Raw genomic sequence first — 14962 nt, 5'->3', positions numbered from 1 at the left:
GGTCGCAAGTGCTATATTTCGTAAATTAAAAAGAATTATTGATCTTGTTGCCTAAAGGTCAAGTCAATATTGGAGAGAGATTATGCCGTTCAGAATGGCAGAGCAGGAAGGTGTTGCGACTGTGAAGGTCATCGGTGTCGGCGGCGGTGGGGGCAACGCCATCAACACCATGGTGACCAATCGCCTCCAGGGAGTCGAATTCATCGTTGCCAATACGGACAAGCAGGCCCTCAACTTTTCTAAGGCGGACATCTGTCTCCAGATCGGACCTGGCATTACCAAGGGATTGGGAGCCGGTGCCGACCCGGATACCGGGGCTCAGGCCGCGCTCGAGTCCCTGGAAGACCTGAAGTCGGCCCTGAAGGGCAGCGACATGGTCTTTGTCACCGCCGGTCTCGGCGGCGGTACCGGCACCGGCGCCGCGCCGGTAGTGGCCAGGGCCAGCAAGGAACTCGGCGCTCTGACCGTTGCCGTGGTGACCAAGCCGTTCAGCTTCGAAGGCCGACACCGCGCCAGCAATGCCGAAGCGGGGTGGAAGGAACTGCAGAAATATGCCGACACGATCATCACGGTTCCCAACGACCGTCTGCTGTCGCTGATGCAGAAAACGAGCAAGCTCTCCGATATGTTGAGTATGGCGGACACGGTGCTGTTGCAGGCGGTGAAAGGGATCACCGACCTGATCAACATGCCGGGTCTGATCAACGCCGATTTTGCCGATCTCCGCACGGTCATGCGGGAGGTAGGCCCTGCCGTGATGGGTTCCGGTCGGGCGGTCGGAGAGAACAGGGCTATCGAGGCTGCAAAACGGGCGATCGACAACCAGCTCCTCGAGGATGTCGGCATCGATGGCGCCCGGGGCCTGATCATCAACATCTCGGCATCAGAGGAGACGTTCACTCTTGCCGAATTCATGGAGGCCTCCGCCCTGATTCAGGAGAAGGTCGACGAGGATGCCAAGATCGTGGTTGGCGCCCTCTACGACGACTCGCTCGATGACGCCCTGCAGGTGACAGTCATTGCCACCGGCATCGGCGATGTCCTCAAAAAGAAGGAGACGATCGCCCAGGTCGATGATCTGGTGAAGAAAAAACAGGTTCGCGAGCCGGAGGTCCAGTCGACGGCAGTTCCCGCCCAGGCCAATCGTCATCCCAGGGTGGCGCCGCTTCCCGGTTCCAACTTCGATTCCTTTGAAAATCTCGGGGTGTCCAATATCAACGAAGGCGAAAGGGCGCGCCGGAGCAACAGCTGGAACGAGGACTATCTGGAGACTCCGACCTATCTCCGGAAAAAGGCCAATTAAGGCGGAGTGACTGGAATCGGCAGACGGAAACCGGGCAAAACAGGGATTAGTCCGCGTCAGGCCCTCCTCGACAAGGAACGGGGGGGATACCTGAAAAAATGGACCGGCCGGCTGCCGGCAGCCTTGGTCTATCCCAACACCTACCAGGTCGGCATGTCGAGTCTCGGCTTCCAACTGGTGTACAGCCTTCTCAACGAGGAAGAGGCAGTCGTCTGTGAGCGCTTCTTCCTGCCATCCCCGGGCAAACCTCTCCGCTCGATCGAGTCGGACAGGCCGCTGAACCATTTTTCCCTGGTCTTCATCTCTATAAGCTTCGAGCACGACTACCGGCACCTGGTGGAGATGCTTCTTGCCGCCGGCATCGAACCCTGGGCTGAAAAGCGGAATCCTGCGATCTCGGCAGATTCCCCGCTGCTTGTCTGCGGCGGCGTGGTCGCCTTCATGAACCCCGAACCCATCGCGCCGTTTGTCGATCTGTTTGTGGTGGGCGAGGCCGAACCTGTCCTGCCGCAACTGATGCGAGCGATTGTTGCAGGTCTGTCCGGCTCCGGCTCGCGCCGGGATCTGCTGTGGTCGATCAACCGCGACCTGCCCGGTTGCTACGCGCCCATGCTGTACCCTCCGCGATATGACGAACGGGGGCAGTTCGCGGGATACGACCATCCGGCCGGGCTGCCGCCGCGGATCACCAAGACCAGTCTGTCATCCTGTGCCGTCGCCGGGCACTCGCAGTTGCTGACCCCCGAGGCCGAGTTTGCCGACCTCTATCTGACCGAACTCGGACGGGGGTGTTCGCGTGGCTGCCGGTTCTGTACCGCCGGTTTTGTCTATCGGCCTCCACGGCTGTGGGATATGGCGGCGGTGATCAAGGGACTCGAGGCCCGAGACGCCTCGGTCAGCCGAATAGGGCTGCTCGGCATGGAGATGGCCGATCCGGACGGGCTCGACCGGATTGCCGACCATATCGGACTGAATGGGTGCGCCCTGTCTTTTTCCTCGCTGCGGGCCGACCGGATCAGCCAGCCTTTACTGGAACTGCTCGGCAAGAGCGGGCTGAAGAGCGTGGCCATTGCCCCGGACGGCAGTTCCGAAAGACTGCGTCGGGTCATCAACAAGAACATCAGCGAAGACGATCTTCTCCAGGCCGCCGTAAAGCTGGTGGCGGCTGGTCTGTTCAAATTAAAGCTCTATCTGATGATCGGTCTGCCGACCGAGACCGATGCCGACCTGCGGGAATTCCTGCTCCTCGTCGCCAGGATCAAGGAGGCAATCGATCCGATCGGCAGGGCCAGGGGCCGGTTGTGCGAGATCCGGATCTCGGTCAACTGTTTCGCCCCGAAGCCCTGGACCCCCTTTCAGTACCATCCCTTCGGCATGAGCGCGGCTTTGCCGCCCGGTGCGCATGGCGATCTCCTTCAGGTCGTGGCCGAACTCCGGCGCCGCCAGGAACTGCTGCGCTCCGGAATAACCGGACTGGCCAATGTCCACCTCACCCATGACCGGCCGGAGCAGGTCCTTTTTCAGGCGCTGCTGGCGAAGGGGGACCGCCGCCTGGCCGCCGTCCTGCTGGATATGGTCGCCCACCGGTTGCCGTGGAAGAAGGCGATGGCGCGACAGCAGCTGGATGTCGAGCGATTTGTGATCTGCGGCCATGATGAGAACAGTGTCTTCCCCTGGGATATCCTCGATCATGGCATCAGTCGCGGCTACCTGTGGCAGGAATACCAGCGGGCCTTCGCCGAAAAGACCACGGTGCCGTGCGATACCGCGGTCTGCCGCCGTTGCGGGGTGTGCCATGGAAACTAGGCAGGACCCGCAGGAGATCTTCGATTCCATCCGCCGGCAGAAATTCGACACCGGTCTGCAGCCGTTCAAGCTGGTCAAGTATTTTTCCTTTACCAGTCTTGGGGTGATCCTCGTCTTCACCCTGATTCTTTCGTGGATCATCTCGAACCATGCCCGTCGGGTCATGCTCGAGCAGAGCCAGGAATATGTGCTGCTCCTCGCTGAAAACATCAACCAGCAGGTCTTTCGCCGTTTTGTCCTCCCCGCCGTCGTCCGCTACGGCGGCATCGCCCTCAGCAACCCCGAACAGTTCGAGAATCTCGACCGGATCGTGCGCGGCCTGATCCAGGGCCTGAAGATCGACTCCGTGACGATCTATGACTCACGGGTCAATATCATCTCCTATTCGACCGTCAGCGAACTGGTCGGGGTAAAGGACAAGGGAGGCGTGGAGTACGAGCAGGCCCTGAAGGGGAAGGCCAATTCGCGGTTCATCTACCGCGGCTCGGTCTTCAGCCTGCTGTCGGTGGCCCCGGCGGTGAGTTGCCAGCTCCGGGCCTATATCCCCTTCCGCCAGGTTCGTGAAGACGGGGAGAGCGGCGAGGTCATCATGGGGGTCATCGAGATCGTCAAGGACCTGTCGAACAACTATGCCTCCATCATCAACCTGCAGGGCCGGATCATCCTGGTGTCGGCAGCCGTCATGGGGGTACTGTTCCTTGTCCTGCGGACCATCGTCTCCCGCGCCGGCCGGATCATGGAAAGCAAGGCCCTGGAGCGATTGCGGCTCGAGGAGAAGCTGAACCAGACCGAACGGCTGGCGCACCTGGGAACGATGGTCGCCACCGTCTCCCATGAGATCAAGAGTCCGCTCGGCATCGTCCGCAGCACCGCCGAGATCCTCGAAAAAAGGATCCAGAAGGTGGCGCCGGGCAACGAACATCTGGCCAGGATCATTGTCGATGAAACGATGCGGCTGAACAACATCGTCGTCGAGTTCCTGGATTTCGCCCGGCCGCAGCAGATGAAGATGGAGAGAGGGCAGGTCAACGTCATCATCGACAAGGTTCTGGCCTTCCTCGCCCCGATGTTCAAGGAGCAGCAGGTGAATGTGCTCGCCGATCTGGCCCCCGACCTCCCGGAAACAGCGGTCGATATCGACCAGGTCTACCGCGCCCTGCTCAATATACTGCTCAATTCCATCCAGGCCATGGACCACGGCGGCCGCCTCCGGATCAGCACCGGCAGCAGTGACGAAGGGCGACGGATAAAGGTCGTGGTCCACGACAGCGGTTGCGGAATGGATGAAGAGAAGCTGGCCCAGATCTTCAAACCGTTTTTTACCGACAAGAGCAAGGGAACGGGCCTTGGTCTCGCGATTACCAAAAACATCATCGAGGGGCATTTGGGGGAAATTTTCGTCGACAGCCGTCTCGGCGAAGGAACGACCTTTACGATCCACCTGCCGGTAGTCTGATCCAGCCGCCGTCGCTGCCGATCTCTGCCGGTTGTCCGGCCGCGAGACGGCTCTTCGGTTTTGATGCAGGAACGGCGTGGCTGCCGGTTGTCGCCGGCCGGGAGCAACGACCCGATCAGGCTGGGAAAATCGCTTGTCTTTTCGTTTTGATAGTGTTCATATGTTAATATCTGGCTCCGATGGAGGAGCGCATATCAAGTGTAACGGAGGGGAGTAATGGGAAAACGAATTGTCATTATTGGCGGGGTTGCGGCCGGACCGAAGGCGGCCAGCCGGATCAAGAGGGTGCTGCCGGAGGCCGACGTGACTCTGATAGATCAGGATAATCTTATTTCCTATGGCGGTTGCGGCATTCCATATTATGTGTCAGGCGATGTTTCCGACGAACAGGAACTGCGCTCCACCAGTTTTCACATGGTGCGGGATGCCAATTTCTTTAACCAGGCGAAGGGGGTCAGGACCATGACGTCGACCCGCGCCCTGGCGATCGACCGTCGGGCCAAGACCGTCGAGGTCGAGGATCTTGCAACCGGTGCCAGGAGTGCCATTGCCTATGACAACCTGATGCTCGCCACCGGCAGCGAACCGTTCGTCCTGCCGATACCCGGCGTTGATGCCGACGGTGTGTTCACCATCAGCGATCTCCACAAGGCGATCGAGATCAAGAGGAGAATCGCCCAGGGAATGGTGGGTAAGGCGGTGGTCATCGGCGGTGGCGCGATCGGGGTCGAGATGGCCGAAGCCCTTACCGACCTGTGGGGGATCGAGACCGTCATCGTCGAGTTCATGGACCAGCTGTTGCCGAAGATCGTCGACTGGCCGATGGCCGCCGCTCTTGCCAATCATCTGCGGCAGCACAATGTCGAGGTGTATCTTGGCGAGGCGGCGACCGAGATCGTCGTCGAAGATGGCAAAGCTGTGGGAGTCCGGACCGGGAAGAGGACGATCGACGCCGATATGGTGATCATGGCGGTCGGGGTCCGGCCCCGGTCGCAGCTGGCCAGGGAGGCCGGCCTCAATGTGGCTGCGAACGGCGGGATCGTCGTCAACGAACGGATGCAGACGTCGGATCCGGCGATCTACGCGGCTGGTGACTGCGTCGAAATCCGTCACCTGGTCTCCGGCCGGGGCCTCTACGCTCCGCTTGGCAGTCTGGCCAACAAGGAGGGCCGCGTCGCCGCCGACAATATGGCCGGGATCCCTGCCGTCTTCAAGGGCGGGATCGGCAGTTTCGTGATGAAGGCCTTCGATATGGCGATCGGCGCCACCGGTCTCAGTCTTGAAATGGCGAAGGCGCAGGGATTCCAGGCGGATTCTTCGCTGACCGCCTCCGCCGATCGGGCCCATTTCTTTCCCGGCAGCGAGATCATCTGTCTCGAGCTGGTGTTCGACCGCCGGACTAGGAAAGTTCTCGGTTTCCAGGGGATTGGGCCGATGAACGATTCGCTGTCGGTACGGATCGATGCGGCGGCGGTGGCGATCACCGCCGGGGCGACGATCGAAGACTTCGCCACCATCGAGATGGCCTATGCACCACCATTCTCGACCGCCATCGATGCGATCAACAGTGCCGCCTACGCGGCGGAAAATCTTTGTGATGACCGGATGCGGCAGATCGACATCCAGTCGTTTCTGGCCTGGATCGCCGATCCTTCCAGCCATCCGGACTGGGTCGCCCTCGACGTCCGCCATCCCAAGCAGGCCCAGCCGAACGTCGACAAATTCGGCGCGGCACTGTGGCTGTCGCTCCCCTACGACAAGGTCCGCAGCGGCTATCAGGTGCTGCCGACGGACAAGATCATGATCATCGTCTGCAATGCCGGCTCCCGTTCCTATGAAAGCCAGCTCGCCCTCGATGCCGCAGGCCTGCGCAACACCGTTGTCCTGCCCGGAGGGTATAACCTGATCAAACGGATCGATGCCGACATCCTTCTCTGATCCCGCCGGCGCACCACCCAGGTCGCGTCGATAACCTCTTTCGCCTCGCCGGTCGTGTTGAACCCGGCGAGACGAAACAGGGGTGCGGTTGTGCGTCCTTCCCGATTCCGCCAGGGTACAGCATCTTCACAACCCAACAGTCACGGTAATCGTCAGAGGGAAACCGCCTTCCCGAGATGGTCTTTGATCCCGTCGAAATGGCGGCCGACGTCTTCCGGCCTGTGGGCGTCGGAGCCGGCAACGAGGGGAATGCCGAGGTTGATCGCCTTGCGCAGGATCAGCGACGAGGGGAAGGGCTCGCCGCGGATCGGCAGGCCGGAGGTGTTGATTTCGAGGCGCAACCTGTTGCCCTTCACCAGGGAGAGCAGGATGTCGATCTGCTCCAGATGGTCCGGCGTCCAGGTCAGTTCGGGAAGATAGCGCAGTGCGGCGTCGAGGTGACAGAGCACGTCCGCCGGCAGCCGGGTGACGGCCTCGATGAGGGTGTCGAGATAGCGGCTCAGAAGCGTTTCGGCCCCGAACTCCCGGGCCCGGCTGATATTTTCGGATCTGCGGCTGAGCAGGTTGAGATGCGGCTCATTGGCGGACAGGCGGGCATAATGGAAGGACAGCCCGATCCGGTCCCAGGGTCTTCGGGCCAGCCGGTCGCGGAGTTGGTCGACGTGTTCCGGATTATACCCCACCTCCACGCCCAGCCCGATATCGATCCGGTCGTGATAGATCCGCTGCAGTCGTTGCCCCTCGGCGAAATATGCATCGAAATCATCCTCGTTCAGCCAGGTCACTTCCGTGTAGTTGACACCATCCTCCATGTGCTCGAGAAAAAAAATCTTTCTCAGGCCCTTGGCGATCGCCGAGCGGACGTAGTCTTCCATTTCGCCGCTGGCGTGATGGCACAATCGGGTATGGATGTGGCCGTCGCAGGAAATGTCGATGGCGGGGGTGGGAACGGGCATGGTTCCTTCACCAGGGGAAACGCGGGGGGATTCGGGAGGCGGGCTTGGACGATCGGTCCCCGGTCAGGCATTTCCTCTTGGAAAGAAATGCACGACTCCGTCGATTGCCGAGGTATCGCAGATATGTCCCATTTCCAACCCCAGGTCGATATAGTCTTCGATGCCATCCACCTTCAGGGAGAGAACCGGACCGTCGGGAAGATGGTAATACAGGGTGCTGACTGCGGAAAGATCGATCGGGGAAACGAACAGCTTCATTCAGGATATCCTTTTCAACAACAATGCAGGGGAATCGTACGGACTACGGACAACAACAGGAAACACGACATATACGGCGTTTTCCGGAAAACTGCAAGGATTAACGGACACCCCGCCGGTTCTTCCTGCTGCCGGTTGGGGCGATGCCCGTTGCTCCCGATAGAGTTTGACACACTGGCCGGCCTTGTTTAATATAGAAGATTCGCGAAGTCCCGTAATGTTCCGCTGCGGCGGTCTGCAATCATAATCGACAAGGTGATGGAATGAGTCAAGACGATTTGAATGTCAAAGGAAAGCCTCTCTTTGGCAAGGACAATAACCCCTCCAGTATCCTCCCCCAGAAATTGACCCTCAAGAGCAGGATCAAGTTTCGCTGCCATCCCGGAGTGCGCTGCTTCACCGCCTGCTGCGGCGGGATCAAGATCATCCTGACCCCGTACGACATTCTCCAATTGACCAGGCGCCTGAATATCCCGGCCCATGAATTCCTGCAGCAGTACACCCTCCCCACCTACCTTGAAAAAACCGATATGCCGGGGGTGATGATCAAACTGCGTGAAGACGACAACAAATGTCCCTTCGTCACCCCCCAGGGGTGCACGGTCTATACCGACCGGCCTACCGCCTGCCGTTACTATCCGGTAGGGATGGCCGATTTTCATGAAGGCGGCAGCCGGGATGAGAAGGGTCAGGAACTGCCCAGTGCCGAGGATAAATTCTTCTTCATCGTCAAGGAAGACCACTGCAAGGGGTTCGAAGAGGACAAGGAGTGGACGATCGAGGAGTGGCGGAAGGACCAGGGAGTCGACGTCCGTGACGAGATGAACAAGGAATGGCTGCGGCTGGTCATGCGCCGCAAATCGTTCGGGCTGCAGGCGACCTTGTCCGAGCAGGCGAAGCGCATGTTTTTTATGGCCTCCACCGATCTTTCCCATTTCCGTCGTTTCATCTTCGAGAGTTCCTTTCTCAATACCTATGAAATCGATGCCGAGACCATTGACAGGATCAGAAACGATGACGTCGAATTGATGCTGTTTTCGTTCAAGTATCTCGCCTCTACCCTCTTCGGTGTCCAGAACATGAAGATCAGAGAGGAGAAGATCCGCGAAAAAGTCAAGGAGATCAAGAAGCGGCAGGATGAGTCGGTGCTTCAGTCGATCCGGGAGTACGAGGAGATGATGGCCGAGCGGGAAAAACAGAAGAGCGCTTGATTGTAGAACCGTTGAAAGGAGTCGGCGTCACGGTATCCGGTGCCGGCGGGTGCAGGCAGGGAAATGAAAAGGGGGGCCCGGTCATCTGACCGGGCCCCCCTTTTCATTTATAACGGCCTTCGTCCTGTCGAGAGGCGCAGCGGAGGATTATTTCTCCGTCTCCGGTTCCATTGCCTGGGCCCGGCCCTTGAGGAACTTCCAACTGCGGAGGACATCCTTCTGGGACTGGGCCATCAGGGCGTCGGCCTCCGTCGGGTTGACCATCTTCAGGGCGCGATAGCGGTTCTCGCCGAGGGCATACTCCTCGAAGGTGATCGACGGGTCCTTACTGTCGATGATCAGAGGATTCTTGCCCTGATCCTCGAGGTCAGGATTGTAGCGATACAACGGCCAATGCCCACAGGCCACTGCTTTTTTCTGTTGTTCCAGTCCTTTGGCCATATTGATGCCGTGGTTGATGCAGTGAGCGTAGGCGATGATCAGTGACGGCCCGTCGTAGGCCTCGGCCTCGGCGATGGCCTTGATCGCCTGGCTGGGATTGGCGCCGAGGCTGATCCGGCCGATATAGACATTGCCGTAGGTCGAGAAGATCATGCCGATATCCTTCTTCGGTAGTCTCTTGCCGCCGGCGGCGAACTGGGCGGTGGCGGCGCGCGGTGTCGATTTCGACATCTGACCGCCGGTGTTGGAGTAGACCTCGGTGTCGAGCAGCAGGACGTTGACATTCTCGCCGGAGGCGAGCACATGGTCAAGGCCGCCATAGCCGATGTCGTAGGCCCAGCCGTCGCCGCCGATGATCCAGACCGATTTCTTCACCAGGTAGTCGGCGACGTTGTACAGCTGTACGGCGATGGGGTTGGTGTTGCCTTCGAGTTTGGCCTTGAGCTCCGCTACCCGTCCGCGCTGCTCTTCGATGGCGGTCTGGGTCGGCTGATCGGCCTGGAGGAGACCGTCGGCCATCTTTCTGGTGATCAACTTGCCGCTCACCGCCTCTTCCAGCAGTTCGGCGGCCTGGGAGGCGAGCTTGTTGACCGAGAAGCGCATGCCCAGCCCGAACTCGGCGTTGTCCTCAAAGAGCGAGTTGGACCAGGCCGGTCCGCGTCCGTCGACGCGCTTGGCATAGGGGGTGGTGGGGAGGTTGCCGCCATAGATCGAGGAGCAGCCGGTGGCATTGGCCACCAGCATCCGGTCGCCGAACAGCTGGGAGACCAGTTTGACGTAGGGGGTCTCGCCGCAGCCGGCGCAGGCGCCGGAGAACTCGAACAGCGGCCGCAGGAGCTGGCTGCCCTTTATCGACGCCGGGTTGATCCTGGCCGGATCAATTTCCGGCAGGTCGAGGAAGTACTTGACATTTCCCCGCTCCGTCGACCGGAGCTCGTCGCTGTTGGGGATCATCTGCAGGGCCTTGGTTTTGGCCGGACAGACGCTGACACAGAGGGTGCAGCTGCAGCAATCCTCGGTGAAGACCTGAACGATGAATTTCGAGCCCTTGAACTCCTTGCCCACGGCATCGGTGGACTTGAAGGTCTTGGGCGGGTTCTTCAATTCCGATACGACCTTGGTGCGGATAGCGGCGTGTGGGCAGACCAGCGCACACTGGCCGCACTGGATGCAGTTGTCCGGCAGCCATTCCGGGGTGTGGACGGCGATGTTGCGTTTTTCGTACTGGGTGGTTGCCGTCGGCCAGGTGCCGTCATCCGGGATCTGCGAGACCTTCAGCAGCTCGCCCTTGCCCTCGATGATCTTGGCCGTCACTTCCTTGACAAAGTCCGGGGCGTCGGTGGGAACGGTCGGCGGCAGTTCATGGCCGGTGGCGGTCTTGCCGAGCTTGACCTCGACGATATTCTTGATCGCCTCGTCGACCGCGCTGTAGTTCATGTTGACGACCTTGTCGCCCTTGTTGCCGTAGGTTTTCTTGATCGCCTTCTTGATCGCGGCGATCGCCTCTTCCTGGGTCAGAATGCCGGAGATCATGAAGAAGGCGGTCTGCATGATCATGTTGATCCGGGCTCCAAGGCCGAGCGCCAGGCCGAGGGAAACGGCGTCGATGATGTAGAATTTGGCCTTCTTGTCGATCAGATCGCGCTGCACGTTCTTCGGCAGCTTCTTCCAGATCTCCTTCGCCCCGTAGCTGGTGGTGAGAAGAAAGGTCCCGCCGTCCTCGAGGTTGCGGAGCATGTCGTACTGGTCGAGGAAGGTGAAGTTGTGGCAGGCGATGAAGTTGGCCTTGTTGATCAGATAGGGGGCGACGACCGGATTCTTGCCGAACCGCAGGTGGCTGGTGGTGATCGAGCCTGACTTCTTCGAGTCGTAGACGAAATAGCCCTGGGCGGAGTTGTCGGTCTCGGTGCCGATGATCTTGATCGTGTTCTTGTTGGCGCCGACGGTGCCGTCCGAGCCGAGGCCGTAGAACATCGCCCGGTACACGTCCTTGCCCTCGATATTGAAGGAGCGGTCGTAGTCGAGACTGGAGAAGGTCACATCGTCATTGGGGCCGACGCAGAATTTGTTCTTCGGCGCCATCGTCACCATGTTGTCGAACACCGCCTTGACCATCGCCGGGGTGAACTCGGCCGAGCCGAGACCGTAGCGGCCGGACAGGATGATCGGCGGGATGATGGTGCCGTTGGCCTCAACGGCCTCGCCGACCGCGGCGCGGACATCGAGGTACAGCGGCTCGCCGATCGCGCCCGGCTCCTTGGTGCGGTCGAGAACGGTGATGCGCTCGACGGTCGGCGGCAGGGCATTGACCATGGCGCGGCCGTCGAAGGGGCGATAGAGGCGGACGATGACCAGGCCGACTTTCCGGCCCTGGGCGACGAGGTAATCGACGGTCGAGGCGACGGTCTCGCAGCCCGAACCCATCATGACGACGACGTTCTCGGCGTCCGGGGCGCCGTGATAGTCGAACAGGTGGTACTGGCGGCCGGTGATTGCGGCCAGCTTGTCCATCGTTTCCTGCATGATCGCCGGCACGGCGTTGTAGTATTTGTTGACGGTCTCACGGCCGGTGAAGTAGACATCGGGATTCTGGGCGGTGCCGCGGATCATCGGCCGGTCAGGGCTGAGGGCCCGCCGGCGGTGGGCGATGACCAGGTCGTCGTCGATGACGGCGCGCATGTCGTCGTAGGTCAGCTCTTCGACCTTCTGGATCTCGTGCGAGGTCCGGAAGCCGTCGAAGAAGTGCATGAAGGGGATGCGCGATTTGAGCGAGGCCTGGGTCGAGATCAGGGCCATGTCCATAGATTCCTGGACGTTCTGGGCGCAGAGCATGCCCCAGCCCGTCTGCCGGGCGGCGTATACGTCAGCATGGTCGCCGAAGATCGACAGCCCCTGGGCGGCCAGCGAACGGGCGGTGATGTGGAAGACGGTCGGGGTCAGTTCGCCGGCGATCTTGTACATGTTGGGGATCATCAGCAGGAGCCCCTGGGAGGCGGTGAAGGTCGTGCAGAGGGAACCGGTGGTCAGCGAGCCGTGCAGTGCGCCGGCGACACCGGCCTCGGACTGCATCTGGGTGACGACCGGAATGGAGTTCCAGATGTTCTTCTGCTTGACGGCCGCTTTCGCGTCCGCTTCGGCCGCCATCGGCGAGGATGGCGTGATGGGGTAGATGGTGATGACTTCGCTGGTGGCATAGGCGACATGGGTGCAGGCCTGGTTGCCGTCGATGGTGACCATTCTTCTCGACATGAGTTGTTCTCCTCTGTGGGGACTGGATGCGCTGCAGGTGCAGCGTGGTTGGAATGACTGATGCTGTCGATGTACAACAAACGGAAAGGCCTTTCCCGTTTACAGAATTTCCCGCCGTGCAAGGGCGGGATTCGGGATCCGGCAGTGAACGATAGATCGCATAGTTTTCGTCAAATGGTATATTATAGAGCCTGTCATGGGCAATTACAATAACTGCTTTATTGAAGATAAAGCCAAATATAGTAGATCATTTTCCGATGGCCTGCAAGTATTAACGTCAATGATGATGTGCATAAATAAATTAAATGGATTGTTCCCGATTGCCGCCCGTCTCGACAAACGCTGGCGACCGCCGAGCCGGGCGATCTGAGCCGGGGCGAAGGACCGTCGCTATGAAACGTCTTGCCTGGGAAGATCTCGAGGGGATGTTTGGCTTTCTTGCAGACCATAAGGATTTCGTCTTTCTCGATACCTCCCGTCCGGACCGGGAAAACCGCACATCCCTGCTGTTCACCGAGCCGGTGGCCCGTCTGCGCTGCCATCCGGGGGCGGATGCAGGGCAATTTCTGGGGATCGCCGAAGACTGGCTCAAGCAGGGGTTCTGGCTGGCCGGCTGGTTCGACTACGATTTCGGCGGCCTGCTCGAGGAAAAGCTCGCCTTCGACCGGGGGGCGGCCGCCGCGCCCGCCGCCCTGGCCGACCTTGGCGTGTATCGCAAACCGTACATCTACGATCACGCCGCCGGCAGGGGCGATCTGCCCGACGGCCCGCGGCCGGCCACCGTCCCGGGCTGGCGGGTCGACGGCCTGCAGCCGAATGTCGACCACGCCGAATACCTTCAGGCCATCCGCCGGCTGCGCGGCTACATCGCCGCCGGCGACACCTACCAGGTCAATTACACCCTGAAGCTCCTGTTCGCCTGGAGCGGTTCGGTGGAGGCGCTGTACCGCGATCTGCGCCATAGCCAGACCGTCCCCTTCGGGGCCTGTATCCGACGGGACGAGGAAAGAATCCTGTCGTTTTCGCCGGAGCTTTTTTTCCGCCGTGACGGCCGGGAACTGACGGTCCGGCCGATGAAGGGGACCTCCCGCCGGGGACGGACCGCGGCCGAAGACCGGGATCTCTGCCTCGGTCTGGCCCGGGATCCGAAAAACCGGAGTGAAAACGTGATGATCGTCGATCTGCTGCGCAACGATCTGGCCCGGCTGATGCATCGCCTCGGCGGCGGGGATGTCTGGGTTTCTTCCCTGTTCGATGTCGAAACCTACGAAAGCCTGCTGCAGATGACTTCGACCGTCAAGGCCTGTCCCGGCGGCGACCGAACCGGCGACGGGTTCGGCCTCTACAATCTTTTCCATGCCCTTTTTCCCTGCGGCTCGGTGACCGGGGCGCCGAAGATCCGGACCATGGAGATCATCAACGAACTGGAAAAGGAGCGGCGGGGCGTCTACACCGGGGCCATCGGCTATCTCGCCCCCGACGGCGCCGCGGTCTTCAGCGTCCCGATCCGGACGGTGGTCCTGCGTGGTACTCGCGGCGAGATGGGGATCGGCTCGGGGATCATCATCGATTCCGATCCCGAGCAGGAATGGCAGGAATGTCTGCTCAAGGGGCGCTTTCTCAGCCACTGCCGACCGGGATTCGAGCTTTTGACGACGATGCTGTGGCAGCCCGGGGCGGGATACCGGCGCCTTGATCGCCATCTGGCGCGACTGGAAAGATCGGCGGCGGAGCTGTGCTTTTCCTGGTCGGAGACCGAGATCAGGCAGCGGCTGGAGCGGCAGGCCGCCGCCTTTGCCGGCCACTGCATGCGGGTGCGTCTGACCCTGGCCAAGGATGGAACGATTGGAATCGCCGCCCAGCCCTGTGAGGCCCCGGAGCTGCTGCGTCTGCCGGCCAGCCCGGAACAGCCCGGCCCCGGTCTCCCCGAGATCGATTTCTCTGTGCACGTGATCGATGGCGATTCGCCCTGGCTGCGGCACAAGACGACCAACCGGGAGCTGTACGACCGGGAATTCCGGGCGGGGCAGGAGGAGGGACTGTACGACCGGCTGTTCGTCAACCGCCGGGGCGAGGTCACGGAGGGCTGCATCAGCAACGTCGTGGTCTATGCCGACGGCCGCTACCGGACCCCGCCTTTGGCCAGCGGCCTGCTGCCGGGGGTGATGCGCGAGCAGCTGCTCGACGATCGGGAGCGGCCGACCGTCGAGGCGAGGCTGACGCCGGCGGATGTGATGGCCGCCGAGGCGATCTACCTCTGCAACGCGGTGCGCGGACTGGTGCGGGTGACCCTGCGGCGGGGGGTGGGGAAAGCGGTCGGATCGTCGTCCTGACCGCAGCTCCT

10 protein-coding genes are annotated in these 14962 nt (G+C 60.9%); 7 read left to right on the top strand and 3 right to left on the bottom strand.

What is annotated here, in order from left to right; all coding sequences use genetic code 11:
* The first annotated feature begins 82 nt into the window (after positions 1 to 82).
* The 4 genes from ftsZ (at position 83) to HNQ81_RS06475 (ending at position 6503) form a co-directional block, all read left to right on the top strand.
* Complete coding sequence (gene ftsZ / locus HNQ81_RS06490; protein WP_183349506.1) at positions 83 to 1303, top strand: cell division protein FtsZ; 1221 nt, start codon at positions 83 to 85, stop codon at positions 1301 to 1303.
* 6 nt (positions 1304 to 1309) lie between these two features.
* Positions 1310 to 3109 carry a radical SAM protein gene (locus tag HNQ81_RS06485; RefSeq protein WP_337833427.1) on the top strand — a complete coding sequence of 600 codons (1800 nt, stop codon included), beginning with the start codon at positions 1310 to 1312 and terminating at the stop codon, positions 3107 to 3109.
* Complete coding sequence (locus HNQ81_RS06480) at positions 3099 to 4565, top strand: two-component system sensor histidine kinase NtrB (RefSeq protein ID WP_183349504.1); 1467 nt, start codon at positions 3099 to 3101, stop codon at positions 4563 to 4565. Before HNQ81_RS06485 ends, HNQ81_RS06480 begins: the two co-directional genes overlap by 11 nt.
* Before the next feature lie 216 nt (positions 4566 to 4781).
* The gene (locus HNQ81_RS06475) at positions 4782 to 6503 is read left to right on the top strand and encodes an FAD-dependent oxidoreductase (RefSeq protein WP_183349502.1); all 1722 of its coding nucleotides are present in this window, start codon (positions 4782 to 4784) and stop codon (positions 6501 to 6503) included.
* Positions 6504 to 6655: 152 nt separating this feature from the next.
* On the opposite strand, the gene HNQ81_RS06470 is transcribed toward HNQ81_RS06475, so the two are convergent.
* Both HNQ81_RS06470 and HNQ81_RS06465 read right to left on the bottom strand, forming a co-directional pair.
* A complete protein-coding gene (locus HNQ81_RS06470) occupies positions 6656 to 7459 on the bottom strand; it encodes a histidinol-phosphatase (RefSeq protein ID WP_183349500.1) in 804 nt (267 codons plus the stop codon).
* Positions 7460 to 7522: 63 nt separating this feature from the next.
* Positions 7523 to 7717 carry a hypothetical protein gene (locus tag HNQ81_RS06465; protein WP_183349497.1) on the bottom strand — a complete coding sequence of 65 codons (195 nt, stop codon included), beginning with the start codon at positions 7715 to 7717 and terminating at the stop codon, positions 7523 to 7525.
* 263 nt (positions 7718 to 7980) lie between these two features.
* Here HNQ81_RS06465 and HNQ81_RS06460 point away from each other — a divergent pair, with 263 nt between their 5' ends.
* Positions 7981 to 8928 (top strand): YkgJ family cysteine cluster protein, encoded by a 948-nt coding sequence (locus tag HNQ81_RS06460; protein ID WP_183349495.1) that lies wholly within the window; start codon positions 7981 to 7983, stop codon positions 8926 to 8928.
* A gap of 147 nt (positions 8929 to 9075) precedes the next feature.
* On the opposite strand, the gene nifJ is transcribed toward HNQ81_RS06460, so the two are convergent.
* Positions 9076 to 12618, bottom strand: coding sequence for a pyruvate:ferredoxin (flavodoxin) oxidoreductase (nifJ, locus tag HNQ81_RS06455; protein ID WP_183349494.1), 3543 nt, complete (start codon positions 12616 to 12618; stop codon positions 9076 to 9078).
* Positions 12619 to 12814: 196 nt separating this feature from the next.
* Here nifJ and HNQ81_RS06450 point away from each other — a divergent pair, with 196 nt between their 5' ends.
* Entirely contained in the window at positions 12815 to 12988 is a 174-nt protein-coding gene (locus tag HNQ81_RS06450; protein ID WP_183349493.1) for a hypothetical protein, read from the top strand.
* 22 nt (positions 12989 to 13010) lie between these two features.
* Complete coding sequence (locus tag HNQ81_RS06445) at positions 13011 to 14951, top strand: chorismate-binding protein (RefSeq protein ID WP_183349492.1); 1941 nt, start codon at positions 13011 to 13013, stop codon at positions 14949 to 14951.
* Positions 14952 to 14962: the final 11 nt, after the last annotated feature.

Source organism: Desulfoprunum benzoelyticum (assembly GCF_014201505.1).
Taxonomy (GTDB): Bacteria; Desulfobacterota; Desulfobulbia; order Desulfobulbales; family Desulfocapsaceae; genus Desulfoprunum; species Desulfoprunum benzoelyticum.
This window is presented reverse-complemented; position numbering and strand designations above follow the sequence as displayed.

Coding starts and splice junctions, on each gene's coding strand:
- ftsZ (WP_183349506.1), top strand. CDS start 83: ATGCCGTTCAGAATGGCAGAGCAGGAAGGTGTTGCGACTGTGAAGGTC.
- HNQ81_RS06480 (WP_183349504.1), top strand. CDS start 3,099: ATGGAAACTAGGCAGGACCCGCAGGAGATCTTCGATTCCATCCGCCGG.
- HNQ81_RS06475 (WP_183349502.1), top strand. CDS start 4,782: ATGGGAAAACGAATTGTCATTATTGGCGGGGTTGCGGCCGGACCGAAG.
- HNQ81_RS06470 (WP_183349500.1), bottom strand. CDS start 7,459: ATGCCCGTTCCCACCCCCGCCATCGACATTTCCTGCGACGGCCACATC.
- HNQ81_RS06465 (WP_183349497.1), bottom strand. CDS start 7,717: ATGAAGCTGTTCGTTTCCCCGATCGATCTTTCCGCAGTCAGCACCCTG.
- HNQ81_RS06460 (WP_183349495.1), top strand. CDS start 7,981: ATGAGTCAAGACGATTTGAATGTCAAAGGAAAGCCTCTCTTTGGCAAG.
- nifJ (WP_183349494.1), bottom strand. CDS start 12,618: ATGTCGAGAAGAATGGTCACCATCGACGGCAACCAGGCCTGCACCCAT.
- HNQ81_RS06450 (WP_183349493.1), top strand. CDS start 12,815: ATGGGCAATTACAATAACTGCTTTATTGAAGATAAAGCCAAATATAGT.
- HNQ81_RS06445 (WP_183349492.1), top strand. CDS start 13,011: ATGAAACGTCTTGCCTGGGAAGATCTCGAGGGGATGTTTGGCTTTCTT.